21 protein-coding genes are annotated in these 21,691 nt (G+C 67.2%); 13 read left to right on the top strand and 8 right to left on the bottom strand.

Annotated elements, in window-relative coordinates:
• The first annotated feature begins 271 nt into the window (after nt 1-271).
• Nucleotides 272-2,215 carry an AMP-dependent synthetase/ligase gene (locus tag BO996_RS17315; protein WP_071955880.1) on the top strand — a complete coding sequence of 648 codons (1,944 nt, stop codon included), beginning with the start codon at nt 272-274 and terminating at the stop codon, nt 2,213-2,215.
• Between the two features lie 156 nt (nt 2,216-2,371).
• Here BO996_RS17315 and BO996_RS17310 read toward each other — a convergent pair whose 3' ends face one another.
• From BO996_RS17310 to BO996_RS17295, 4 genes are all read right to left on the bottom strand, one after another.
• Nucleotides 2,372-3,955 (bottom strand): methyl-accepting chemotaxis protein, encoded by a 1,584-nt coding sequence (locus tag BO996_RS17310; protein ID WP_071955878.1) that lies wholly within the window; start codon nt 3,953-3,955, stop codon nt 2,372-2,374.
• A gap of 281 nt (nt 3,956-4,236) precedes the next feature.
• Entirely contained in the window at nt 4,237-4,581 is a 345-nt protein-coding gene (locus BO996_RS17305; protein ID WP_071955876.1) for a FlxA-like family protein, read from the bottom strand.
• Nucleotides 4,582-4,644: 63 nt separating this feature from the next.
• Nucleotides 4,645-4,941 carry an AzlD family protein gene (locus BO996_RS17300; RefSeq protein ID WP_034393499.1) on the bottom strand — a complete coding sequence of 99 codons (297 nt, stop codon included), beginning with the start codon at nt 4,939-4,941 and terminating at the stop codon, nt 4,645-4,647.
• 3 nt (nt 4,942-4,944) lie between these two features.
• Nucleotides 4,945-5,682 carry an AzlC family ABC transporter permease gene (locus BO996_RS17295; RefSeq protein WP_063326170.1) on the bottom strand — a complete coding sequence of 246 codons (738 nt, stop codon included), beginning with the start codon at nt 5,680-5,682 and terminating at the stop codon, nt 4,945-4,947.
• Here BO996_RS17295 and BO996_RS29190 point away from each other — a divergent pair.
• From BO996_RS29190 to BO996_RS17245, 10 genes are all read left to right on the top strand, one after another.
• Nucleotides 5,669-5,992, top strand: a complete 324-nt coding sequence (locus BO996_RS29190) for a hypothetical protein (RefSeq protein ID WP_156897978.1) — start codon at nt 5,669-5,671, stop codon at nt 5,990-5,992. The two genes, BO996_RS17295 and BO996_RS29190, sit on opposite strands and share 14 nt — an antisense overlap.
• Nucleotides 5,993-6,002: 10 nt before the next feature.
• The gene (locus tag BO996_RS17290) at nt 6,003-6,317 is read left to right on the top strand and encodes a DUF4148 domain-containing protein (protein ID WP_071955874.1); all 315 of its coding nucleotides are present in this window, start codon (nt 6,003-6,005) and stop codon (nt 6,315-6,317) included.
• Between the two features lie 164 nt (nt 6,318-6,481).
• Nucleotides 6,482-7,018 (top strand): MarR family winged helix-turn-helix transcriptional regulator, encoded by a 537-nt coding sequence (locus BO996_RS17285; protein WP_043791990.1) that lies wholly within the window; start codon nt 6,482-6,484, stop codon nt 7,016-7,018.
• A gap of 69 nt (nt 7,019-7,087) precedes the next feature.
• Nucleotides 7,088-8,563, top strand: a complete 1,476-nt coding sequence (locus BO996_RS17280) for an efflux transporter outer membrane subunit (protein WP_071955872.1) — start codon at nt 7,088-7,090, stop codon at nt 8,561-8,563.
• A gap of 132 nt (nt 8,564-8,695) precedes the next feature.
• The gene (locus BO996_RS17275; RefSeq protein ID WP_071955870.1) at nt 8,696-10,057 is read left to right on the top strand and encodes an HlyD family secretion protein; all 1,362 of its coding nucleotides are present in this window, start codon (nt 8,696-8,698) and stop codon (nt 10,055-10,057) included.
• A 45-nt stretch (nt 10,058-10,102) separates the two neighbouring features.
• On the top strand, nt 10,103-11,737 hold the full coding sequence (locus BO996_RS17270; RefSeq protein WP_013802448.1) for a DHA2 family efflux MFS transporter permease subunit: 1,635 nt from the start codon (nt 10,103-10,105) through the stop codon (nt 11,735-11,737).
• Between the two features lie 168 nt (nt 11,738-11,905).
• A complete protein-coding gene (locus BO996_RS17260) occupies nt 11,906-12,997 on the top strand; it encodes an MBL fold metallo-hydrolase (protein WP_071955866.1) in 1,092 nt (363 codons plus the stop codon).
• 82 nt (nt 12,998-13,079) lie between these two features.
• A complete protein-coding gene (locus tag BO996_RS17255) occupies nt 13,080-13,490 on the top strand; it encodes a polyhydroxyalkanoate granule-associated phasin (protein ID WP_071955864.1) in 411 nt (136 codons plus the stop codon).
• A gap of 276 nt (nt 13,491-13,766) precedes the next feature.
• A complete protein-coding gene (gene cycA, locus BO996_RS17250) occupies nt 13,767-15,215 on the top strand; it encodes a D-serine/D-alanine/glycine transporter (protein ID WP_071955862.1) in 1,449 nt (482 codons plus the stop codon).
• Between the two features lie 333 nt (nt 15,216-15,548).
• Nucleotides 15,549-17,546 (top strand): TonB-dependent receptor domain-containing protein, encoded by a 1,998-nt coding sequence (locus BO996_RS17245; RefSeq protein ID WP_071955860.1) that lies wholly within the window; start codon nt 15,549-15,551, stop codon nt 17,544-17,546.
• Nucleotides 17,547-17,634: 88 nt separating this feature from the next.
• Here the strand turns inward: BO996_RS17245 and BO996_RS17240 are convergent, their stop codons facing one another.
• Nucleotides 17,635-18,084, bottom strand: coding sequence for a winged helix-turn-helix transcriptional regulator (locus tag BO996_RS17240; protein ID WP_071955858.1), 450 nt, complete (start codon nt 18,082-18,084; stop codon nt 17,635-17,637).
• A 76-nt stretch (nt 18,085-18,160) separates the two neighbouring features.
• Between BO996_RS17240 and BO996_RS17235 the strand changes: the two genes are divergently transcribed.
• On the top strand, nt 18,161-19,372 hold the full coding sequence (locus BO996_RS17235; RefSeq protein WP_071955856.1) for an MFS transporter: 1,212 nt from the start codon (nt 18,161-18,163) through the stop codon (nt 19,370-19,372).
• On the opposite strand, the gene BO996_RS17230 is transcribed toward BO996_RS17235, so the two are convergent.
• Complete coding sequence (locus BO996_RS17230) at nt 19,369-20,136, bottom strand: AraC family transcriptional regulator (RefSeq protein ID WP_013802455.1); 768 nt, start codon at nt 20,134-20,136, stop codon at nt 19,369-19,371. The genes BO996_RS17235 and BO996_RS17230 overlap by 4 nt on opposite strands.
• Nucleotides 20,137-20,264: 128 nt before the next feature.
• Here BO996_RS17230 and BO996_RS17225 point away from each other — a divergent pair, with 128 nt between their 5' ends.
• Nucleotides 20,265-21,071, top strand: a complete 807-nt coding sequence (locus BO996_RS17225) for a sulfite exporter TauE/SafE family protein (RefSeq protein ID WP_043781948.1) — start codon at nt 20,265-20,267, stop codon at nt 21,069-21,071.
• A 9-nt stretch (nt 21,072-21,080) separates the two neighbouring features.
• Here BO996_RS17225 and BO996_RS17220 read toward each other — a convergent pair whose 3' ends face one another.
• The gene (locus tag BO996_RS17220) at nt 21,081-21,272 is read right to left on the bottom strand and encodes a helix-turn-helix transcriptional regulator (RefSeq protein ID WP_012205558.1); all 192 of its coding nucleotides are present in this window, start codon (nt 21,270-21,272) and stop codon (nt 21,081-21,083) included.
• 25 nt (nt 21,273-21,297) lie between these two features.
• Nucleotides 21,298-21,687: a hypothetical protein gene (locus BO996_RS17215; protein WP_071955854.1), complete on the bottom strand. Its 390-nt coding sequence runs from the start codon at nt 21,685-21,687 to the stop codon at nt 21,298-21,300.
• Between the last annotated feature and the right edge of the window lie 4 nt (nt 21,688-21,691).

The raw sequence follows: 21,691 nt of genomic DNA, 5'->3' as shown, positions 1-21,691 counted from the left end.
GCCGCTCGGCGCTCTTGCACAGCCGGCACCAGCTGGCGCGGCCATGACGCGCAGGCGGCCGCCCCGTCTGGAATCGGGCCCGGTGTGCAACGGTGGCGACGTAGGCAGACATGCGGCTCCTGGTTGGTTTCAGAGTGGACACACGAAAACGCTGCAGTGCAGCATAAACGCGTGCGCCGCGCCCTCTCATGTCCGAAGCTGACGCCAGGGCCTGCGGAAAGCCCCGGCTATCATCAGCGGCTACATCCACTTCGGCCCGCACCCTTCTCGCATGAGCATCCAAGACCCAGCCCGCGCCCCTTCCCTGGCCATGAGCCTGCCAGCCGATGCCAGCATGGCCACGGCCGCCACCCTGGTGGAAATGCTGGCCCTGCGCGTTCAGCAAACGCCCGCAGGCGAGGCCTACCGGGCCTATGACGAGGATGTGCGCAGCTGGAAGACGCTGAACTGGGCACAGGCCGGCGAGCGTGTGGCCCTCTGGGCGCAGGCGCTGGCCGCGCAGGAGCTGCCGGCAGGATCGCGCATCGCCATCCTGCTGCCCAACGGTCTGGACGCCATGTCCATCGACCTGGCCAGCCTGCGCTGCGGCCATGTGCCCGTGCCGCTGCACGCCATAGACAACGCGGGCAGCATTGCCTACATCCTGGCCAACGCCCAGGTGTCCATGCTGTTCGTGGCACAGCAATCCACTTGGGACAAGATCTGCGCCACAGGCCAGGCCCTGCCCGCGTTGCGCAAGGTGGTCGTGGCATCGGCCAAGCCGGCTTCCCGTGCCGCAGAGCCTGAAACCGAAGGCGATGCCGCCGTCCAGGAGGCCCTGCGCCAGATCCCGGTGCAGCCGCTGGCCCAATGGCTCGCTGAAGGCGGCGCAGTCCCCCTGCCCCCGCCTCCCTCTGCCGAGGACCTGGCCGCCGTCGTCTACACCTCGGGCACCACGGGCAAGCCCAAGGGCGTGATGCTCACGCACCGCAACGTGGTCTCCAACGTGCAGGCCGTGATGCAACGGCTGCAGCCGCGCAGCGACGATGTTTTCCTCTCCTTCCTGCCGCTGTCGCACACCTTCGAGCGCACGGCTGGCTACTACCTGGCGCTGGCTGTGGGCGCCTGCGTGGCCTATGCGCGCTCGGTGGCCCAGCTGGCCGAGGATCTCAAGACCCAGCGCCCCACGGTGCTGGTGTCCGTGCCGCGCATCTACGAGCGCGTGCACGCCAAGGTCATGGAGACGCTGGCCCGCGCACCGCTCAAGTCCCAGCTGTTCGAACTGGCCCAGGCCAGGGGCTGGCAGCGATTTTGTGAAACGCAAGGCATTGCCGATGCGCAAGCGCCCCAGCCCGAAGTGCCGGGCTGGATGCAATGGCTGCCCTGGCCGGTGCTCAACCACCTGGTGGCCAAGCCGTTGCTGGCCCAGTTTGGCGGGCGTGTGCGCGTGGCCGTAAGCGGTGGCGCGCCGCTGTCACCCACGATTGCGCGCTGTTTTCTCGGCCTGGGCCTGCCGCTGATCCAGGGCTACGGAATGACCGAGACCTCGCCCGTGGTCTGTGCCAACACGCTGGAGGACAACCACCCTGCCACCGTGGGCCACGCCTTGCCCGGCGTGGAGGTGCGGATTGGCGAGAACCGGGAACTGCAGGTGCGTGGCCCCTGCGTGATGCGCGGCTATTGGGAGCGCCCCGAAGACACCGCCAAGACCTTCACCGACGACGGCTGGCTGCGCACGGGCGACCAGGCGGTGATCGAGGACGGGCGCGTGCGCATACAGGGACGCATCAAGGAAATCATCGTCACCTCCACCGGTGAAAAGATTCCACCGGCCGACCTGGAGCTGACCATTACCGGCGACCCGTTCTTCACCCAGGTCTTTGTCGTGGGCGAAGACCGCCCTTTCATCGCTGCCGTGGCCGTGATCGAACGCGGCGAATGGCAGGCCATGGCCCAGCGCCTGGGCCTGGATCCCGAAGACCCCAAGAGCCTGAACCACTCCGCCGCCGAACGCGAGGCACTGGCACGCATCGAAAAGCAGGTGGCCAGCTTTGCCCGCTATGCCGTGCCACGCGCCGTGCATCTGGAGCTGGAGCCCTGGACCATAGAAAATGGGCTGATGACGCCTACCCTCAAGCTCAAGCGCAACAACCTCATGACGCGGTTCGAGTCGCAGATCGCCGCCATGTACAGCAAGCCTGCCGAGCGCTGGCAAGGCCGCAACAGCGCGGGTTGAACCCCTGTTCCTGACAAGCAGCCGCCGCTCAAAACGGCGGCTTTTTCTATTTTTGATATGGCTTCAATTTATGTAAGTTACATTGAATTGATCAAAAAGAAAGGAAGAACGCACTGCGCACGCTCTTCCCGGGTCTGCGTCAAGCCGCTGCCAATGTCAGGCCGGGCTCACCATGCCGATCTCCTTCACCGAGCTGATCTGGAACGTGGCCACCGCCTGTGCCAGCACCCGCGCCTGCCGTTCCAGGCTGGCTGCAGCGGCTGCCGACTCTTCCACCAAGGCGGCATTCTGTTGCGTGACCTGGTCCATCTGGGAGACGGCCTGGGTGATCTGCCCCAGGCCACCGCTCTGCTCCACGCTGGAGGCGGAGATGGCCTCGATCAGCGACGCCACCTCGCTCACCTGGGCTTCAATGGCATCCATGGCCTTGCCTGCTTCCCGGACTTGGTTGCCGCCTGTCCGCACCTTGTCGGTGGATGCCGTGATCAGTGCCTTGATCTCCCGCGCCGCTGCGGCGCTGCGCTGGGCCAGGGAGCGCACTTCCCCGGCCACCACGGCAAAGCCCCTGCCCTGCTCGCCCGCCCGCGCGGCCTCCACCGCTGCATTGAGCGCCAGGATATTGGTCTGGAAGGCAATGGAGTCGATCACGCCGGTGATCTCGGCAATCTTTCCACTGCTGGCCGAGATTTCGTCCATGGTGCCGATGACCCTGGCGACCGCGCCGCCGCCCACGCCGGCCACCTCCTTGGCACGCACGGCCAGGGCGCTGGCCTGCCGCGCGTTCTCGGAACTCTGGCCCACGTTGCCGGCCAGCTGCTCCATCGATGCCGCCGTTTCCTGCAGGCTGGAGGCCTGGTGCTCGGTGCGGCTGCTCAAATCCTGGTTGCCGGCAGCGATCTGGCTGGAGGCCGTGGTCACCGACTCCACGCCCCGCCGCACATCGCCAACGATGTTTGCCAGCGACTCGCGCATGGCGCTCATGGAGCGCAGCAGGTCGCCGACCTCGTCACGCCCAGTGGCCTGGATTTCCGAAGCCAGGTCGCCCTGCTCGATGTGCCGGGCCACTTCCACGGCCGACTTCAACGGCACCGTGATGGAGCGCGTGACCATGTAGCCCAGGGCCACGGCCAGGATGACGGCAGCCGCCACAAAACCGTAGATCAGCATCTGCGACCGTGCAAAAACCTCCCTGGAGTCCCCATAGACATCCTCCGACGTCTTGAGCTGCAGCTCGACCAGCTCGCCGATCTTGGCGCTGATGGGGTCGATGCTGGCATACAGCGCGCCGTCGAACTCATCCAGGCTGCCGGCCTTCTTGCCGTCCAGCTGCTTGAGGCGCTGCAGCAGTTTGTCGATGCTCTGGTTGGCAGGCGCGAACAGTGCCTGGGCCTGCTTGGCCAGCATGGCCTCCTGCGTGGTGAGCTGGGTGGACGAGTAGCTGCGCCAGGCGGCCTCGATCGCGGGCAGCGTGCCCGAGATGCTGGCCGATGCCTCCTGCGCCGTGATCAGGCCCGCATTGGCTTTATTGACCGTGTCTATGACGTTGACGGCATAGGCATCCGCAATCTGCTTGAGCTGCTTGAGTGGAACCACACGGTCCTGGTACAGGGTCTCCGTGCCCGAAAACACATGGCCCAGCGCCCTTGCGCCGACGCCCCCTACGGCCATCAGGCAGACCAGCAGGACAAGAAAGACGGCTGTAAGCCGGGTACCGATACGCACATCGCTGAGTTTTTTCATCGCAGAACCTCTGGCCCAGTGCTGCCGTCGGTATAGGCCATCGCTATCGCATCCAGGCAGTCACATTAGCTGCCTTATCGGTAGCGGTGGCCGATTTCTTGAGAGACAAAACTCAATAAGTTCCGTGAGATGTGTAAAGACGCCCGCCACAGTGCGGATGCCCAGCCCCTGCCCTCAACCCCGTTGCCAGGCCAACCCATCCAAGACACGGCCAACCAGTTCATGTAAGTTACATTGATATCATCAAAAAAATGGCCCGTGAAAGCACGAGCCATTTCCATTCAGACGTAGACGTCGACCACGCCACCCAGTCCGGGCGCCTTGTTGCTCTTCGGCTGGGACGGCGACTTGGCTTCGGCCGCCTGCTGCTGCTCGCGCTGCTTGTCGATCTGGGCCTGCTGCCTGGCGCGCATGAGCGCCTCGATCTGGCTTTGCACCATCATGATCTGCGACTGCAGCAGCTTGGCCTTCGTCTGCTTGGCCTTGGCGTCGATGTTCTCGGAAGACACTTCCTTGAGCGCCTGCTGCAGCTCCTTGAGCTTGCGCTGCAACGCAGCGATGTCATTGCCGCCGGAGGATGAAGCGGCTCCCGAGGCGGAAGCCGATGTGGAGGATGAGACTTGCATGCCCCGTACATCGACCACCGGCGCACGAACTGAAGGCCAAAAACACCGCTGCCCCGCCCGCAATCACCCCAGCACATGCCGCAGCGCTGCCGCCGATGCAATGCCGATCAGCACCGTCGGCAGAATGGGCAGCCGGCTCGCGGCCACCATCGTCACCACCAGGGCCAGCAGATCGGCCGGCCGCTCGGACACAAACGCCGGTGCAATCACCGAGATCAGCACGCAGCCCGGCAGGCTTTCCATCACGTATTGCATGCGCGGGCTCAGCGTGCGCCCGCGCAGCAGCAGGTAGCCGATCACCCGCGTGAAATACGTGCTGCACGCCATGAGCACCAGCGTCAGCAAGGTTGTGGCTTCCATCGCTCAGCTCCTGGGCGCCAGCAAGGCCGCGCAGACCAGGCCCGAAACGGCGCCGGCCGCCACATACCAGGCGCCAGGCACCAGCTTGTAGACCAGGGCCGCCGTCACCAGGCTCACCAGCCAGGGCCGGCAAGGCCTGACGCCCTTCCACATGCCGCGCAGCAGCACCAGAAACACGGCGGTGAACGCCATGTCGAAGCCGTACTGCTCCAGGTCGCCAATGCGCGGCCCCAGAAAGGCACCGGCCGCCGTGCACGACACCCAGGCCATGTACAGGCCTGCCGACACGCCCATGTAGTACGGCAGGCTCACGCGCCGGGCGGCACTGCGCTGCGCGTCTGCCAGGGCCAGCGCCCAGCTTTCGTCGCACATGAAGAACAGGGCCGGCAGCGCACGGCGCCTGGGCAGATGGCGCAGATAGGGCGCCAGCGCCGCACCCATCAGGATGTGCCGGCAATTGACCAGGAAGGACATGGCGACGATCAGCAGCACATGCGGCGGCGAAGTCCACAGCCGTATGGCCGTGAACTCCGAGCCGCCGCCGAAGTTCATCCCGGTCATGAGAGGAACCTCCAGCGGTGCCAGCCCCTTTTGCACGGCCTGGGCGCCCAGCACCAGGGCAAAGGGCACGAAGCCCAGCATCACGGGAATCGCATCCCTGAAGCCGCGAAAGGCCTCGGAACTGCGGGAGACGGAATCTGCCGAAACGGCAGCGGGGGAAAGTGGAATGGATGAAGACATGGAGAGCGGCGATTGTCGGCTTGTGCCGCTGGAATTTGCTGCTGATTCATGCTTTCGCCAGCCATTTCACGGACGTTTATGCCGATTTATTCGAGCAACTGGAAATAATCTGCCGCACAAGCGCTGCACAAGCGCCGCTCAACCCATTTCCATGGCTGGCGGCGCTCCTCGGATGGCCTCGCCTGCCCTCCTGACATTTCACGAAACCCAACAGCCATTGGCTCCCGCCATGCTGCAGTGCGTCGCAAACGGCTGTGCCGGCCAGGGCGGCGGCGGGACCATAAAGCCCTCATCACTTCGCTTCACCTGAAAGGTTCCCCATGCGCACTTCCGACTTCACCCGCTTCATCGCCCTGGCCGCCCTCAACCTGGGCCTGGCCGGCACCGCCCTCGCCCAGGACGCCACGCCCTCCTCCACGGCTGCCCCCACCGACCTCAGCCGTGCCCAGGTGCTGGCCGACCTGGAAATGTGGCACCGCGCCGGACTCACCTATGTCTCGGACCGCGAGATCGATGTCCGCTCCACCGAATACCAGCGCGGCCTGGAGCGTTACCAGCAGCTGCGCGCCAGCCCCGCCTACCGTGAGGCGGTAGCAAGGCTGGAGAAGGGACATGCCGTGGCCCAGGACAAGTGAGCTTGAAGGCGGCCGGTGGCGGATCTGGGGAGCTGAAAGCCACCGGCAGGTCTGGATAACCCTGATCCCGTCCCCGGCACCCTCGCGTCACACGGTCAACCGGTGTTTCTGCAATAATTGCCGCAACAATCATTGCGCAGTCAATTATTTCACCCGCAGACACCATGACCCAGCCTCCCCTGCCCAACGGCCTGCAGCCCTCGGACTTCTACAGCCCAGGCAGCTACACGCCCTTCGAGAGCGTGGGGTTCCTCATGCGCAAGGTGCTCAGTTCCATCCTCCAGCAGGCCGATGCGCAGTTGGCCGAGCATGAGCTGACCTATGTGCAGTGGCTGCCGCTGTACAAGCTGCTGCTGTGCAGCGATGCCACGAATGCCGGCATGGCGCGTGACCTGGGGCTGGATCCGGCCTCCATCACGCGGGCGCTGGACCGGCTGGAATCCAAGGGCATGCTGCGGCGCGAGCGCTCCACGGTGGACCGTCGCGTGGTCAAGCTGGTGCTGACAGATGAAGGCCGTGCCATGGCGGCCAAGGTGCCGCAGGTGCTGTCCAGCGTGATGAATGCCCATATGGCCGGCTTCAGCCATGACGAGTCGCGCCAGCTGCTGGACATGCTGCGCCGCCTGCTGGCCAACGGCGATGCGATGCGCGCGCCGGAAGCTGCGCCGCCGGCCCCTGCGCCTGCCACGCCCGTCGGCTGACAGCGCCAGCCCCTTTTTCCGCCCCGGTTTCCGATTTCCTGATTCTTGACCCCCAACAGGCAGACCACCATGCCCAAATCCTTTGTTTCCGTGTCCGCCGCGCCCCGCCGCGTGGCCGCCGCAGCGGCCACCCTGTGCGCCGCGCTGGCCCTGGCCGGTTGTGCTTCCCAGGGCCCGGCCCATGAGCCGCTGGCCCGGCTGGGCGCCGCCGAACTGGGTCTGACGGCCCAGTCCGAGACAGGCGCCAGTACCAGCCTGCCCGCCGCCGATTGGTGGAAGTCCCTGGGCGATGCCCAGCTGGATTCGCTGATCGCCCAGGCGCTGCAGGGCAGCCCCAGCCTGGCCATGAGCCGCGCCCGCTTCGACAAGGCGGCCGCCCTGGCTACGGCCACCAGCACGGCCACCGATGTGCGCGGCACGCTCGGCGTCGACGCCACGCGCCAGCACTACAGCGCCAACGGCCTGGTGCCCGCACCCATTGCCGGCCATACCTACAACACCGGCAACCTGCAGGCCGGCCTGAGCTGGACACCGGATTTCTTTGGCCGCCATGCCGCCGACCTGCAGGCCGCCCTGGGCCAGGCCCGTGCCGCCCAGGCCGACAGCGCCGCCGCCGCCAACCAGCTGGCGGCCCAGGTGGCGCGCAGCTATGTGGCGCTGGCTCGCCTGATTGCCCAAAAGGATGTGGCTGGCCGCACGCTGACCCAGCGCCAGTCGCTGCTGGACCTGAGCCAGCAGCGCACGCGCGCCGGGCTGGACAGCCAGGTGGAGCTGACCCAGGCCCAGGCCGGCCTGCCCGATGCCGGCACCCAGATCGAAATGCTGGACGAGCAGATCACGCTGGCGCGCCGCACCATCGCCGTGCTCTGCGGGCAGGCGCCCGAGGCGCAGCTGCAGCTGTCGCCCCGTCTGGCCGCGCTGCAGATCCAGGCTGTGCCCGGCCAGTTGGGTGCCGACCTGCTGGGCCGCCGCCCCGATGTGGTGGCCGCGCGCTGGCGCGTGGAGTCCGCAACGCAGGGCATAGAGAGCGCGCGGGCGGATTTCTACCCCGATATCAATCTCACGGCCTTCATCGGCCTCAATGCCATCGGCCTGGACAACCTGTTCAAGGGCAGCTCGCGCCAGATGGGCATCACGCCCGCGCTGCGCCTGCCACTGTTCGACGGCAAGCGCCTGCGCGCCCAGTTGCGCGGCACGCAGGCCGACCTGGACACCGCCATCGCCCAGTACAACGGCGTGGTGCTCGATGCGGTCAAGGAAGCGGGCGACGCCATCACTTCCGTGCAATCGCTGGTGCGCCAACAGCAGCTGCAGGCCGAGTCGCTGGAGAAGGCCGAACGCGCCTACGACTTTGCCGTGCAGCGCTACAAGGCGGGCCTGGCCAGCCAGGTGACGGTGCTGAACACCGAAACCCAGGTGATCACCCAGCGCCGCCTGGACGTGGACCTGCGCGCCCGCGCGCTGGACACGCGCGTGTCGCTGATGAAGGCGCTGGGCGGCGGCTGGACCGATGGCACGGCTGCCGTGCAGGTCAGCCAGCACTGAGATCGCAACCCGCACAGGAATCCAACGCACTCTTGACCCTCCACCGGGCAGACCGCCAGCCAGCGTGACAGACCGCCAGCTCCCTGCCCCGGCCGCACAACCACATTCACAGATAACAAAGCGCCGTACACCATGACCGACACCAACAAGCAAGCACCCAGCCCTGCCGCCGCACCGGCCGCAGCCTCGCCCGTGGCCAATCCGCAGGGCCGCCGCAAGGGCCTGACCCTCATCGCCGCCGCCGTCGCGGTGGCCGCCGTCGCCTGGGGCGGCTGGCACTGGATGGTGGCCCGCAACTACCAGACCACGGACAACGCCTATGTGGCGGGCAACGTGGTGCAGATCACGCCGCAGATCGGCGGCACGGTGATCAGCATCGGCGCCGACGACACCGACTACGTCAAGCCCGGCCAGCTGCTGGTGCAGCTGGACTCGGCCGATGCCCTGGTTGCCCTGTCCCAGGCCGAGTCGCAACTGGCCCAGACCGTGCGCCAGGTGCGCACCCTGTACGCCAACAATGCCCCCCTGGTCGCCCAGGTGGCCCAGCGCGAGGCCGATCTGGCCCGCCTGCAGGCCGATGCCGCCCGCGCCCGCGAGGACGTGGACCGCCGCCGCCCGCTGCTGGCCACGGGCGCCGTGGGCAAGGAAGAGTTCGACCACGCCCAGTCCCTGGCCCGCACGGCAGGCAATGCCGCCTCTGCAGCAGAAGCCGCCGTGCGCGCCGCCAAGGCGCAGCTGACGGCTGCCGAAGCCCAGACCAAGGGCAGCAGCGCCGAAGAGCACCCCAGCGTGATCGCCGCTTCCGCCAAGGTGCGCGAGGCCTATCTGGCACTGCAGCGCACGCGCCTGGTCTCGCCCGTGGAAGGCTATGTGGCCAAGCGCGGCGTGCAACTGGGCCAGCGCGTGGCCTCGGGCGCGCCGCTGATGACCGTGGTGGGCCTGCACAACCTCTGGGTGGATGCCAACTTCAAGGAAAGCCAGCTGGCCCAGCTGCGCATAGGCCAGAAGACCGAACTGACGGCCGATGTGTACGGCGACAAGATCAGCTACCACGGCACCGTGGTGGGCATGGGCGCAGGAACCGGCGCGGCCTTCTCGCTGCTGCCCGCGCAGAACGCCACCGGCAACTGGATCAAGGTGGTGCAGCGCGTGCCCGTGCGCATTGCGCTGTCGCCGGAAGACCTGGCCCAGCACCCGCTGCGCGTGGGCCTGTCGATGGAGGCCAAGGTGGACGTGCGCGACCAGCAGGGCGAAGTCCTGGCAACCGCCACGCGCAATGCCCCCGTGGCCCAGACCTCCATCTACGACATGGCATTGCCCCAGGCCGAGGAGCGCATTGCCCACATCGTGGCAGGCCAGAACGTGGCGCCGCTCAAGCAGTTGCCCGAGCTGCCGCCCGTCGCCATGGCCGATGCGCAAGACAGGTCACAGGGCAAGGCGCCAACCGCAGTGGCCTCCGCGCCGGTTGACGCGCAGGCCACGCAGTCCAAGTAAGCAGGCATCGCTTCCCCGCCTTCCCAGAACCTACGCGGACTGCCTATGACTTCCTCTACCACCGCCGTGCCGGAGCCGGCGCAGCCGGGTGGGCCGACCGTGCCGCCTGCCGCGCCACCCTCGGCACCGCCTGCCATGCCCGCACGGCCCGCCCCGCTCAAGGGCGCCCAGCTGGCCCTGGGCACGCTGGCCCTGTCGCTGGCCACCTTCATGAACGTGCTGGACTCGTCCATTGCCAACGTCGCCATTCCGGCGATCTCGGGCGACGTGGGCGTCAGCCCCAGCCAGGGCACATGGGTGATCACCAGCTTTGGCGTGGCCAACGCCATCTCGGTGCCGCTCACGGGCTGGCTCACGCAGCGCTTCGGCGCCGTGCGCCTGTTCACCATGAGCGTGCTGCTGTTCGTGCTGACCTCCTGGCTGTGCGGCTTTGCCTCGTCGCTGGAGATGCTGGTGCTGTTCCGCGTGCTCCAGGGGCTGGTCGCCGGACCCATGATCCCGCTGTCGCAGACACTGCTGCTGTCCAGCTACCCGCCGGCCAAGGCCGGGGTGGCGCTGGCGCTGTGGGGGATGACCACCCTGGTGGCGCCCGTGGTCGGGCCACTGCTGGGGGGTTGGATCACGGACAACATCTCCTGGCCCTGGATCTTCTACATCAACGTGCCCGTGGGCCTGTTGTCGGCCCTGATGACCTGGAGCATCTACCGCAGCCGCGAGACCCCCACGCGCAAGCTGCCCATCGACTCCGTGGGCCTGGCCCTGCTGGTGCTGTGGGTGGGCGCGCTGCAGCTGATGCTGGACAAGGGCAAGGAACTGGACTGGTTCGCCTCGGGCGAGATCGTCACGCTGTGCGTGCTGGCCATCGTGAGCTTCGTGGTCTTCCTGGTCTGGGAGCTGACGGATGCGCACCCGGTGGTGGACCTGCGCCTGTTCATGCGCCGCAATTTCGCGGCGGGCTCGGTGGCGCTGTCGATTGCCTACGGCCTGTTCTTCGGCAACGTGGTGCTGCTGCCGCTGTGGCTGCAGCAGTGGATGGGCTATACCTCCACCACGGCCGGCATGGCGCTGGCGCCGGTGGGCATCTTCGCCATCATCCTGACGCCGCTGGTGGGCCGCAAGGTCACGCAGTGGGACCCACGCAAGATGGCCACGGGCGCCTTCGTGGTGTTCGCCCTGGTGCTGTGGATGCGCTCGCGCTTCACGGTGGAGACGGACTTCATGCACATCCTGGTGCCCACGCTGATCCAGGGCGGGGCCATGGCATTCTTCTTCATCCCGCTGACGACGATCACGCTGTCGGGCATCTCGCCGGACCGTATACCGGCCGCCGCCGGCCTGAGCAACTTCGTGCGCATCACGGCGGGTGCCATGGGCACCTCCATCGCCACCACGCTGTGGGAAAACCGCGCCGCGCTGCACCATGCCCATCTGACCGAAGGGCTGATCCAGGGCCAGGGCGTGTTCGGCGTCACCCTGCAGGGGCTGCAGGCCGCAGGCCTGAGCCAGGCGCAGGCGCTGGCCCAGATCAACCGGCTTATCGACCAGCAGGCCTATACGCGGGCGGCGGACGACATCTTCCTGGCGTCGTCCGTGCTGTTCCTGGTGCTGATCGTGCTGATCTGGATGACCAGGCGCCCTGCGGGCCATGCCGGTGGTGCCGAGGCGGCCGGCGCCCATTGAGGCCCAGCTTGCGGGCATCACGACAAGGAGCTGCCTGCAGGGGCAGCTCCTTTTTTGTTTACATGACGACACGCAAGGCGCCTTGAATCGGGTCGCCAAGACCACCATCTCGACAGGGCTGCGCCACCGGTTCCATGATGGCGGCGGCCTGAACACCGACGGAGCACCGTGAAAACACCCCGCATCTTCCGCGCCCCGATTGCCGACTACGCCCAATCACCCCAGTCGGCGGGCGGGCGCTTTCGCAACGTCCATCCCCGCCCCGCCAACGCGCCCCAGCCCGACGCCAAGGTGATGTGGGACTTCTTCTTCAACAAGCCCAAGGACACCGAGCCTGCCGCGCCCCTGCCCGTGCAGCGGCTCACCCCGGCCGACCTGGCCGCCGCGCCCGAGCGCAGCCTGTACCGCCTGGGCCACTCCACGCTGCTGATGAAGCTGCGCGGCGGCTGGTGGATCACCGACCCGGTGTTTGCCGAGCGCGCCTCGCCCTTTTCCTTCATCGGCCCCAAGCGCTTTCATGCGCCGCCCATCGCCCTGCATGAACTGCCCGCGCTGCGCGGCGTGGTGCTCTCGCACGACCACTACGACCATCTGGACCGTGCCACCATCCGCGCCCTGGCGCCCCGGGTCGACTTCTTCCTGTGCACGCTGGGCGTGGGCGACCGGCTCATGGACTGGGGCGTGGCCCCCGAGAAGGTGCGCCAGTTCGACTGGTGGCAGGACGTGCAGGTGGACGGCCTGCGCTTCACGGCCACGCCGGCCCAGCATTTCTCGGGCCGGGGCCTGCGCGACGGCAACCGCACGCTGTGGGCGTCCTGGGTCATCGAGGACCTGGCAAGCGCCGACACGCTGCGTGTCTTCTTCAGCGGCGACGGCGGCTATTTCGACGGCTTTGCGGAAATCGGCCGGCGCTTCGGCCCCTTCGACCTCACGCTGATGGAAACCGGCGCCTACGACCCGCACTGGCCCTATGTGCACATGCACCCTGCCCAGACCGTGCAGGCCCACCGCGACCTGGGCGGACGCTGGCTGCTGCCCATTCACAACGGCACCTTCGGCCTGGCCATGCATGCCTGGTGGGACCCCTTCGAGCGCGTGCTGGCGCTGGGTGCCGAGCACGGCATTGCCGTGGCCACCCCCATGATGGGCGAGCGCGTGGACCTGGCCGCCCCCCATGCAGGCGAGCGCTGGTGGCGTGCCCTGGTATCCCCTGCCGTGCAGGACGCAGCCGCGTCAGCGCCACAGGCCCAGCCGCGATAAATCCGTTTTTGCTGCATTGCGTCATCGGCCTACGCGGGCCGGCATCCATCTGGATAAAGTGAACCCAGCTTCAGGAGTGCACATGGCAAATCGCAAAAATCCCCGGGCCGCCCTGGTCGCCCGCCAGGCCACCGACCTAGCCGTCGCAGCGCCCCAGGTCGTGGCCCATCGCCTCACCCGCATGGCCATGGCAGGTGCCAATCCCTCCGCGCGGGACCGGCGTGAATTCACACGCATGGTGTCCGAGAAACAGACAGCCTTCCAGCAATCCTGGGCGGCGATGGGCATGCAGTCCATGGTTGCCAGCCAGGCCCTGATGCAGGCCTGGATGCGCATGTGCTGGACCCCCTGGAGCACCTCCAGCTGGAACGGCGGAGTCCTGGCATCGCAGGCCTCGCAATGGCAAAACGCCATGTGGGGCGTGGTTGGCAAGGGCCTGGCCCCCGTGCACCGCACGGCGGTGGCCAATGCCAAGCGCCTGGCGCGCGGCTGAGCACGGCTGAGCGCGGCATGAGCACGGCCAAGTGCGACTGATCGCTGCTCAACGCGGCTGATCCACCCATATCAAGCCCGCTCCATTCACCGGAGCGCGGCGGCGCGGCAGGGCCGATGCGAGGGCGAGGTTCGGGTATCCTCGCGGCCTTCGTTCCGTTTTGCTGCGCTGCCGCATTTCCAGGCATGGACTCCATGCAGAGACTGAAAACACGGCCGCGGCAGGCGGATTCCCCCTTTCTGCCATCGCTTTGCCAGTCTTCCCCGGAGTTCTCTGATGACACACAAGGCCCCGCCAGCCGGCCAGGGCCTGCACGGTCAAGACGACCTGCAGCGCAATCTCACCAACCGCCATATCCAGCTCATCGCCATCGGCGGGGCCATAGGCACGGGCCTGTTCATGGGCTCGGGCAAGACCATCAGCCTGGCCGGCCCGTCCATCATCTTTGTCTACACCATCATCGGCGTGATGCTGTTCTTCGTGATGCGGGCCATGGGCGAGCTGCTGCTGTCCAACCTGCAGTACCGCTCCTTCATCGACTTCTCGTCCGACCTGCTCGGCCCCTGGGCGGGCTTCTTCACGGGCTGGACGTACTGGTTCTGCTGGATCGTCACGGGCATTGCCGACGTGATCGCCATCTCGGCCTACTCGCAGTTCTGGTTCCCGGACCTGCCGCAGTGGGCACCGGCCATTGCCTGCGTGGGCCTGCTGCTGGGCCTGAACCTGCTGACGGTGAAGCTGTTCGGCGAGATCGAGTTCTGGTTCGCCATGATCAAGATCGTGGCCATCGTCGCCCTGGTGGGCACGGGGCTGTACATGGTGGGGGCCGCCTTCGTCTCGCCTGCGGGCCGCACGGCCAGCCTGTCCAACCTCTGGAATGACGGCGGCATGTTCCCCAACGGGATGATGGGCTTCTTCGCGGGCTTCCAGATCGCGGTGTTCGCCTTCGTGGGCATCGAGCTGGTGGGCACCACGGCGGCCGAGGCCAAGGACCCCGAGCGCACGCTGCCGCGCGCCATCAATTCGATTCCCGTGCGCATCATCGTGTTCTACGTGCTGGCCCTGATCGCCATCATGGCCGTCACCCCCTGGCGCGACGTGGTGCCCGGCAAGAGCCCGTTCGTGGAGCTGTTCGTGCTCGCAGGCCTGCCGGCCGCCGCGGGCGTGATCAATTTCGTGGTGCTGACCTCGGCTGCCTCGTCGGCCAACAGCGGCGTGTTCTCCACCAGCCGCATGCTCTACGGCCTGGCACTCAAGGGCGATGCGCCCCGGGCCTTCCACCGGCTGTCGCGCAGCAGCGTGCCCTCGCGCGGGCTGCTGTTTTCCTGCACCTGCCTGCTGGCCGGCGCGTTTCTGATGTGGGTGGTGCCCGATCTGGTGGAAGCCTTCACGCTGGTCACCACGGTATCGGCCATTCTGTTCATGTTCGTGTGGTCGCTGATCCTGCTGTCATACATGGCCTACCGGCGCCAGCGCGCGGCCCTGCATGAGGCTTCGCGCTACAAGATGCCGGGCGGCGTGGCCATGTGCTGGGCCTGCCTGGTGTTCTTTGCCGCCATCCTGGGCCTGCTCACCCTGCAGGCCGACACGCGCCAGGCACTGGTGGTGACGCCGGCCTGGTTTGCCCTGCTGGCCATCGCCTACCAGTTCGTGCGCCGCCAGGCATCGCGCCAGTCGACGGAGCGCTCCACAGCCCTTGCGGGCACGGCAGCCGAACCGCGCTGACCCTCTTCCGGCCGCCCCCCTGCGCATGGGGGCGGCCATTGCAGGGGGCCTTTGGCGCCCGCGCACCCTCTGCGGACCCCCTTCAGCGCCTCCCTCAGCGCCTCCGCTGCCCCTCTTGCTGCGCACCAAACTTGTGCACAGCATCTTTGGCCTGTCCAGCAGTTAGATAACGAGTGAACAAAAATACAACTGTCTTTACGCCAACAAAAAGATGTGGATACAAATCGTTATCATTCGCACCTTGATTTTTAACCAAACCGGAACTTTACAAAGATGGTCAGAATCTCGGTGCTCCGCCCGCTTCCTCTTTGCGCCGCCCTGGCATGCACAGCCATGGCCCATGCCCAGTCAGTCGACAACAAGGCCGACACGTCCCTGTCCACCGTGGTGGTGACCGCCTCGGGCACGGCCGTGGACATCAAGGAAGCGCCGGCCAGCATCAGCGTGATTACCCGCGAGGACATCGAGCGCAAGCCCGTCACCAGCATCGGCGAGCTGCTGTCCACCATTCCCGGCGTGACCGGTGGCCTGTCGGGCACAGGCGCCCAGTCCAAGATCAAGCTGCGCGGCCTGCCCGAGAAGTACACGCTGATCCTGGTGGACGGCAAGCGCCAGGGCAACTCGGCCGGCATCAACTACCGCGACGACCTGGGCTCGCAGGATCTGGACTGGATCTCGCCCGAGATGATCGAGCGCATCGAGGTGGTGCGCGGCCCCATGTCCTCGCTGTACGGCTCGGACGCCATGGGCGGCGTGATCAACATCATCACGCGCAAGATCGGCAAGCGCTGGAGCGGCTCGACCACGCTGAACTACAGCAAGCCCTCCGATGGCGACCGCGGCGACACGCGCCAGCTGGGCTTCAACATCAGCGGCCCGCTGTCCGACAAGTTCGGCCTGCGCCTGGGCGGCAACTACACGGACCGCGCAGCCGACGAGAGCACGGGCGGCTTCCCGGGCACCTACCAGTCCACGGCCGGCTCGCGCAAGCAAAACCTCAACGCCCTGCTCAACTGGCAGCTCACGCCCGACCAGGTGATCGGCATCGAGGCGGCGCAGGGCATCCAGCGCGCCACGGGCTCCGACGCCCGCACAGCATCGGGCGACCCGCTGATCTCCCCCTGGGGCCTGAGCAAGCTGGAACAGACCAAGTTCGGCGTCAGCCACGATGGCCGCTGGGGCGACATGACCTCCAAGCTCAACCTCGTGCACAACAAGTACGAGGACAAGGGCGACACCATCGGCAACAACTCCAAGGAAACCACGCTGGACGGCCGCATCGACAAGCCGTTGAAGCTGTGGGGCCTGGACCAGGCCATGACGCTGGGCATGCAGTGGCGCCGCGAGTCGCTGGACAACCGCGACACCATCGGCCTGGCGCCCATCGACTACGCGGGGCGCCCGGTCTCGGGCTCGGGCCTGAGCGCCACCACCTGGGCGCTGTTCGGCGAGGACCAGATCTTCCTGCGCGACAACCTGGCGCTGACGCTGGGCCTTCGCATGGACCATCACCAGAAATACGGCAACAACTGGAGCCCGCGCGCCTACCTGGTCTACCACCCGGCCTCGGAGTGGACGGTTCGCGGCGGTATCTCGCGCGGCTTCCGTGCGCCCAACCTGAAGGAAAACTCGGCCAGCGCCGCCACGCAATCCGGGGGCAACGGCTGCCGCAGCCTGGCCGGCATGGGCTGGACCAACACCAGCGTCAACGCCGACGGCACGCGCGGCTGCTACATGGCCGGCAACCCCGACCTGCAGCCCGAGACCAGCACCAACTTCGAACTGGGCACGAGCTGGGACCGCAATGGCTGGGCGCTGGGTGCCACCTACTTCCACACCAACTTCAAGAACAAGATCGACTACCAGCCGCTGGGTTTCTACAACGGCTTCTGGTGGACCCGCATGGCCAACGCCCAGCGTGCGCGCACGCGCGGCCTGGAAGGCTTCGTGAACGTTCCCCTGGCCAAGGGCCTGACCTGGAACACCAACATCACCAAGATGTTCGAGTCCAAGAACCTGAGCACGGGCGCCTCGCTGCTGGCCGTACCCGAGCTGTCCATCTACTCGTCGCTGCAGTGGCAGATCCGCCAGGGCTGGTCCGCCATGTTCAGCGCCCGCCACGTGGGCAAGGAAGTCGTGACCACGGGCACGGCCACCACCTTCGCCAAGGCCTATACGACCTTTGACGTGTCCATGAACTACAACGTGACCGACACCCTGACCCTGCGCGCCGGCATCATCAACCTGGCCGACAAGGAAACCCGCACCATCGGCGCCAACTATGACAACGGCGGCCGCACCTACTTCGTGGGGATGACGGCGCGGTTCTGATGGCCCGTTGCCGGCCCTTGCGCTGACCCAGACAAAGCGCCCGTTGTGACGGGCGCTTTTTTCATGGCGAGGAAGCTTTGGACATCCATCAATCGATTTTCTGAACCACGGTCTGGCCCGGCAGCAAGGCCCGGCCATCCCCGCTGCGCGGCAGCATGGGCGCGACAGGCTGGCCGGTCTGGCGGTCCAGCAGCAGCGAATGCGCCTCGCCCGGCGCGAACAGATGGCCTTCGCCCCATTGCCGCAACGCCACGATCACCGGAAACAGCTCAAGGCCCTGGGCCGTGAGTACGTATTCCAGGTAGGCCGAGCCTTCTGCGGCGGGGCGGGTTTCGAGGATGCCGGCCTCTACCAGCCGGCGCAGCCGGTCGGCCAGGATATTGCGGGCCGCACCCAGGCTGCGCTGGAAATCGCCAAAGCGGCTGATGCCGTCAAAGGCATCGCGCACGATGAGCAGCGACCAGCGGTCGCCGATCACATCCAGGGAGCGGGCCACCGGACAGGGCTGCGGTGCGTCAGGACGGGTATCTTCTTTCATGGCGCTATTTTGGTTGCATTTCAAAACTGGTTCAACTAGCATCCAACCAGTTTTGTTTTGCAACTGAATTCACCCCATGAACGCCTTCCCAGCCTCGGACACGGTCCGCATGCCGCGCAGCCTGGTGCTGCTGTTCGCCGCTGCCAGCGGCCTGAGCGTGGCCAATGTCTACTACGCCCAGCCGCTGCTGGAGGCGCTGGCGGCCGACTTCGGCATCAGCCATGCGGCCGTGGGCGGCGTGGTCACCGCCACGCAGGCCGGCTGCGCGCTGGCACTGCTGCTTCTGGTGCCGCTGGGCGACCGGCTGGAGCGGCGGCGGCTCATGCTTTTGCAGTTGCTGGGCCTGGTGCTGGCCCTGGCGGCCGTCAGCACCGCGCGTTCGGCCGTTCTGCTGCTGGCGGGCATGCTGGCCGTGGGCCTGCTGGGCACGGCCATGACGCAGGGGCTGATCGCCTATGCGGCCAGCGCCAGCCAGGCGCATGAGCGCGGGCGCGTGGTGGGCGCAGCCCAGGGCGGGGTTTTCATCGGCCTGCTTTTGGCGCGCGTGTTTGCCGGCGCCGTGGGTGACCTGGCTGGCTGGCGTGGCGTCTATGCCTGCTCGGCCCTGCTGATGCTGGCCCTGGCCTGGCCCCTGTGGCGGCAACTGCCCCGGCTGGCGGTGCCCTTGCATGCACCCAGCTACACGCAGCTGCTCGCCTCCATGCTCCAGCTGCTGCGCCAGGACCGCATGCTGCGCACACGCGGCATGCTGGCCCTGCTGATGTTTGCCACCTTCAACATCTTCTGGAGCGCCCTGGTCCTGCCGCTGAGCGCACCGCCCTACAGCCTGTCGCTCACGGCCATCGGCGCCTTTGGCCTGGCCGGCGTGGTGGGCGCACTGGCCGCGGCCCGTGCCGGGCACTGGGCCGACCAGGGTTTCGCGCAGCGCACCAGCCTGGGCGCGCTGGTGATCCTGCTGCTGGCCTGGGCGCCGATTGCGCTGCTGGAGCAGTCGCTGTGGGCGCTGGTCGCCGGCATCGTGCTGCTGGACCTGGGCGGCCAGGCCCTGCATGTGACCAACCAGAGCCTGATCTTTCGCAGCAACCCGCAGGCCCACAGCCGGCTGGTGGGCCTGTACATGCTGTTCTATGCCGTGGGCAGCGGGCTTGGGGCGCTGATTTCCACCAATGCCTACGCGCGGTTTGGCTGGCACGGGGTCTGCGTGGCGGGGGCGGCGTTCAGCCTGGCGGCACTGGTGTTCTGGGCCATGACGCGGGAAACGGCTGCCCAGGCCAGCGCTCCCGCCTAGACCCGGCTCACCAGCTCCGAAGGCACCCGGCCCAGCGCCTTGCGGAACATGGTGGAAAACGCGCTGGGGCTGTCATAGCCCAAATCCAGCGCCACCTGCGTGACCGATGCGCCCGCAGACAGCCGGGACACCGCCGCCAGCAGGCAGGCCTGCTGGCGCCAGGCGCCAAAGGCCATGCCTGTGTGCTGCTGGAAAAACCGGCTGAAGGTGCGCAGGCTCTTGTTCAGCGCTTGCGCCCAGTCCTGCGGCGTGGCGCGGATGCTGGGCTGGGCCAGGAACTGCTTGCACAGAGCGGCCAGCTTTTCGTCGCGGGGAATGGGCGCGAACAGCGGCAGGCTGCGGGCCGAGGCCAGCTCATGCAGCACCAGCGTGACCAGGGCGCCGTCGCGGCCTGCTTCGTCGTACAGCGCCGGCAGGTCGGCGCAGGACAGCAGCAGCTGGTGCAGCAGCGGGGTGACGACCAGGGCCTCGCAATGCACACCCGGGCGGGGCGCAGCAGCCGGTTCGATGTACAGGCTGCGCGTGCTCACGCCCTGCATGCGCACGCTGTGCGGCTTGCTGGCCGGAATCCACACGCCGCTGTAGGGCGGGATGGTCCAGGCGCCGTCGTCGGTTTCCACTTCCATCAGCCCGCTCATCCCGTAGAGAAACTGGGCACGCCGGTGGCTGTGCGTGGGCAGCAGCGTGCCAGGCGTGTAATCGGTGCCGATGGCCAGCACATCGCGCGCCACGGCGTCCACGGAATGCAGCGGGATGTTGAGCATGGGAATGTCCGGAAAACAGCCAACAGGCTTTGGCAGGAATTCGAGGATTATTGACCTATCCGCGAAAGCAGGCCAAACCGCGGCATCCTAAGGTTCAGTCCTTGCTCGTTTTTTCCAAAGGACTGTCTGTGTTCCCTCTCCTGCTGCTGGCTTTCGGTGTGCTTGCCGGCGTGACCACCGTGCTCTTCGGCTTTGGCGGCGGCTTCGTGGCCGTTCCGCTGCTTTATGCGCTGCTGACCTCCATCCACGGCGCGGACTCCGCCGTTGGCCAGGCTGCCATGCACATTGCCGTGGCCACCTCCACCTGCGTGATGATTTTCGGCGCCTCCATGGCCACGCTGCGCCAGCACCGCGCGGGCGCCCTGCCCTGGGATCAGGTGCGACCGCTGGCCGGCTTCATCGCGGCCGGCGCCGTGGCGGGCGCGGCGGCCGCCACCTGGATCAGCGGGGAATGGGTTCGCTGGGCCTTCATCGCCTACCTGGCCCTGACCATCGCCGACGCGCTGCTGCGCCCGGGCTTCGTGCACGGCACCGCCGCTGGCATGCAGCCCATGGGCCGGCGGGCGGCGGCCACGGCGGGCCTGGCCATTGGTGCGATCGCGGCCTTCCTGGGCGTGGGCGGAAGCGTGATGACCGTGCCGCTGATGCGCCGACGCGGCGCCAGCATGGCGGCCGCCACGGCCATGGCCAGCCCGCTGTCCCTGCCCATGGCCGTGGCGGGCACCGCTGCCTACATGCTGGCATCGCAGGGCGCGGGGCTGGGCCCCTGGCATGTGGGCTATGTGGACCTGCAGGCCTTTGCGCTGCTGACGGCCGGATCGTGGACGGGCATCAGGCTGGCGGCACCGCTGATCGGCCGCATTCCCGATGCCCTGCATGCCAAGGCCTACCTGGCCCTGCTGGGCCTGGTGCTGCTGGTCATGATCGTGGCCTGAGCGCTGCGCTCAACCCTCCTGGAAGATCGCCTCGATCCGGGTCTCGAACACCCGGGCAATGGCGAATGCCAGCGGCAGGCTGGGGTCGTAGCGGCCTGTCTCGATCGCGTTCACGGTCTGGCGCGACACGCCCAGCAGGTCCGCCAGCGCAGCCTGGCTCCAGCCGCGCTGGGCGCGCAGTTCACGGATGGTGTTTTTCATGGGAGGGGCACTTTGGCGGAACAGCTCATCGGCTGCGCAGCCAGTGGGCCACCGAAGCCGCCACCCAGAGCGCACCCATCAAGGGCCACACCATGAACATGCTGAGCTTGGGAAAACCTGCCATTTCCAGGAATCCGTAGGTGAAGGTGATGCCGGCCGTGCCCGCCGCCGCAATCGCCAGCTGCTCCAGCATGGACTTGCGCAGGAACTCGTCGGTATCGCGCACCAGGCGCACGATGGCCCGCACGGCCAGCGCAAACGCCAGCATGGGGCTCAGCAGCAGGGCCGTGCGCAGGGCTCCGGCCTGCATGTCGGCGCTGAGCAAAAGCGCCCCCACAAGCAGCGCCATGTAGAGCAGCAGCGCAAATCCAAGTTCCTTGTGGTAGCGGCGGTTGGTGACCGTTGTTTGATTCATGGAA

The organism is Delftia sp. HK171 (assembly GCF_001886655.1).
GTDB lineage: Bacteria > Pseudomonadota > Gammaproteobacteria > Burkholderiales > Burkholderiaceae_C > Comamonas > Comamonas acidovorans.
The sequence above is the reverse complement of the archived record's forward strand: the minus strand, read 5'-3'. Positions and strand labels throughout refer to the sequence as shown.

Coding starts and splice junctions, on each gene's coding strand:
- BO996_RS17315 (WP_071955880.1), top strand. CDS start 272: ATGAGCATCCAAGACCCAGCCCGCGCCCCTTCCCTGGCCATGAGCCTG.
- BO996_RS17310 (WP_071955878.1), bottom strand. CDS start 3,955: ATGAAAAAACTCAGCGATGTGCGTATCGGTACCCGGCTTACAGCCGTC.
- BO996_RS17305 (WP_071955876.1), bottom strand. CDS start 4,581: ATGCAAGTCTCATCCTCCACATCGGCTTCCGCCTCGGGAGCCGCTTCA.
- BO996_RS17300 (WP_034393499.1), bottom strand. CDS start 4,941: ATGGAAGCCACAACCTTGCTGACGCTGGTGCTCATGGCGTGCAGCACG.
- BO996_RS29190 (WP_156897978.1), top strand. CDS start 5,669: ATGGATGAAGACATGGAGAGCGGCGATTGTCGGCTTGTGCCGCTGGAA.
- BO996_RS17295 (WP_063326170.1), bottom strand. CDS start 5,682: ATGTCTTCATCCATTCCACTTTCCCCCGCTGCCGTTTCGGCAGATTCC.
- BO996_RS17290 (WP_071955874.1), top strand. CDS start 6,003: ATGCGCACTTCCGACTTCACCCGCTTCATCGCCCTGGCCGCCCTCAAC.
- BO996_RS17285 (WP_043791990.1), top strand. CDS start 6,482: ATGACCCAGCCTCCCCTGCCCAACGGCCTGCAGCCCTCGGACTTCTAC.
- BO996_RS17280 (WP_071955872.1), top strand. CDS start 7,088: ATGCCCAAATCCTTTGTTTCCGTGTCCGCCGCGCCCCGCCGCGTGGCC.
- BO996_RS17275 (WP_071955870.1), top strand. CDS start 8,696: ATGACCGACACCAACAAGCAAGCACCCAGCCCTGCCGCCGCACCGGCC.
- BO996_RS17270 (WP_013802448.1), top strand. CDS start 10,103: ATGACTTCCTCTACCACCGCCGTGCCGGAGCCGGCGCAGCCGGGTGGG.
- BO996_RS17255 (WP_071955864.1), top strand. CDS start 13,080: ATGGCAAATCGCAAAAATCCCCGGGCCGCCCTGGTCGCCCGCCAGGCC.
- cycA (WP_071955862.1), top strand. CDS start 13,767: ATGACACACAAGGCCCCGCCAGCCGGCCAGGGCCTGCACGGTCAAGAC.
- BO996_RS17245 (WP_071955860.1), top strand. CDS start 15,549: ATGGCCCATGCCCAGTCAGTCGACAACAAGGCCGACACGTCCCTGTCC.
- BO996_RS17240 (WP_071955858.1), bottom strand. CDS start 18,084: ATGAAAGAAGATACCCGTCCTGACGCACCGCAGCCCTGTCCGGTGGCC.
- BO996_RS17235 (WP_071955856.1), top strand. CDS start 18,161: ATGAACGCCTTCCCAGCCTCGGACACGGTCCGCATGCCGCGCAGCCTG.
- BO996_RS17230 (WP_013802455.1), bottom strand. CDS start 20,136: ATGCTCAACATCCCGCTGCATTCCGTGGACGCCGTGGCGCGCGATGTG.
- BO996_RS17220 (WP_012205558.1), bottom strand. CDS start 21,272: ATGAAAAACACCATCCGTGAACTGCGCGCCCAGCGCGGCTGGAGCCAG.
- BO996_RS17215 (WP_071955854.1), bottom strand. CDS start 21,687: ATGAATCAAACAACGGTCACCAACCGCCGCTACCACAAGGAACTTGGA.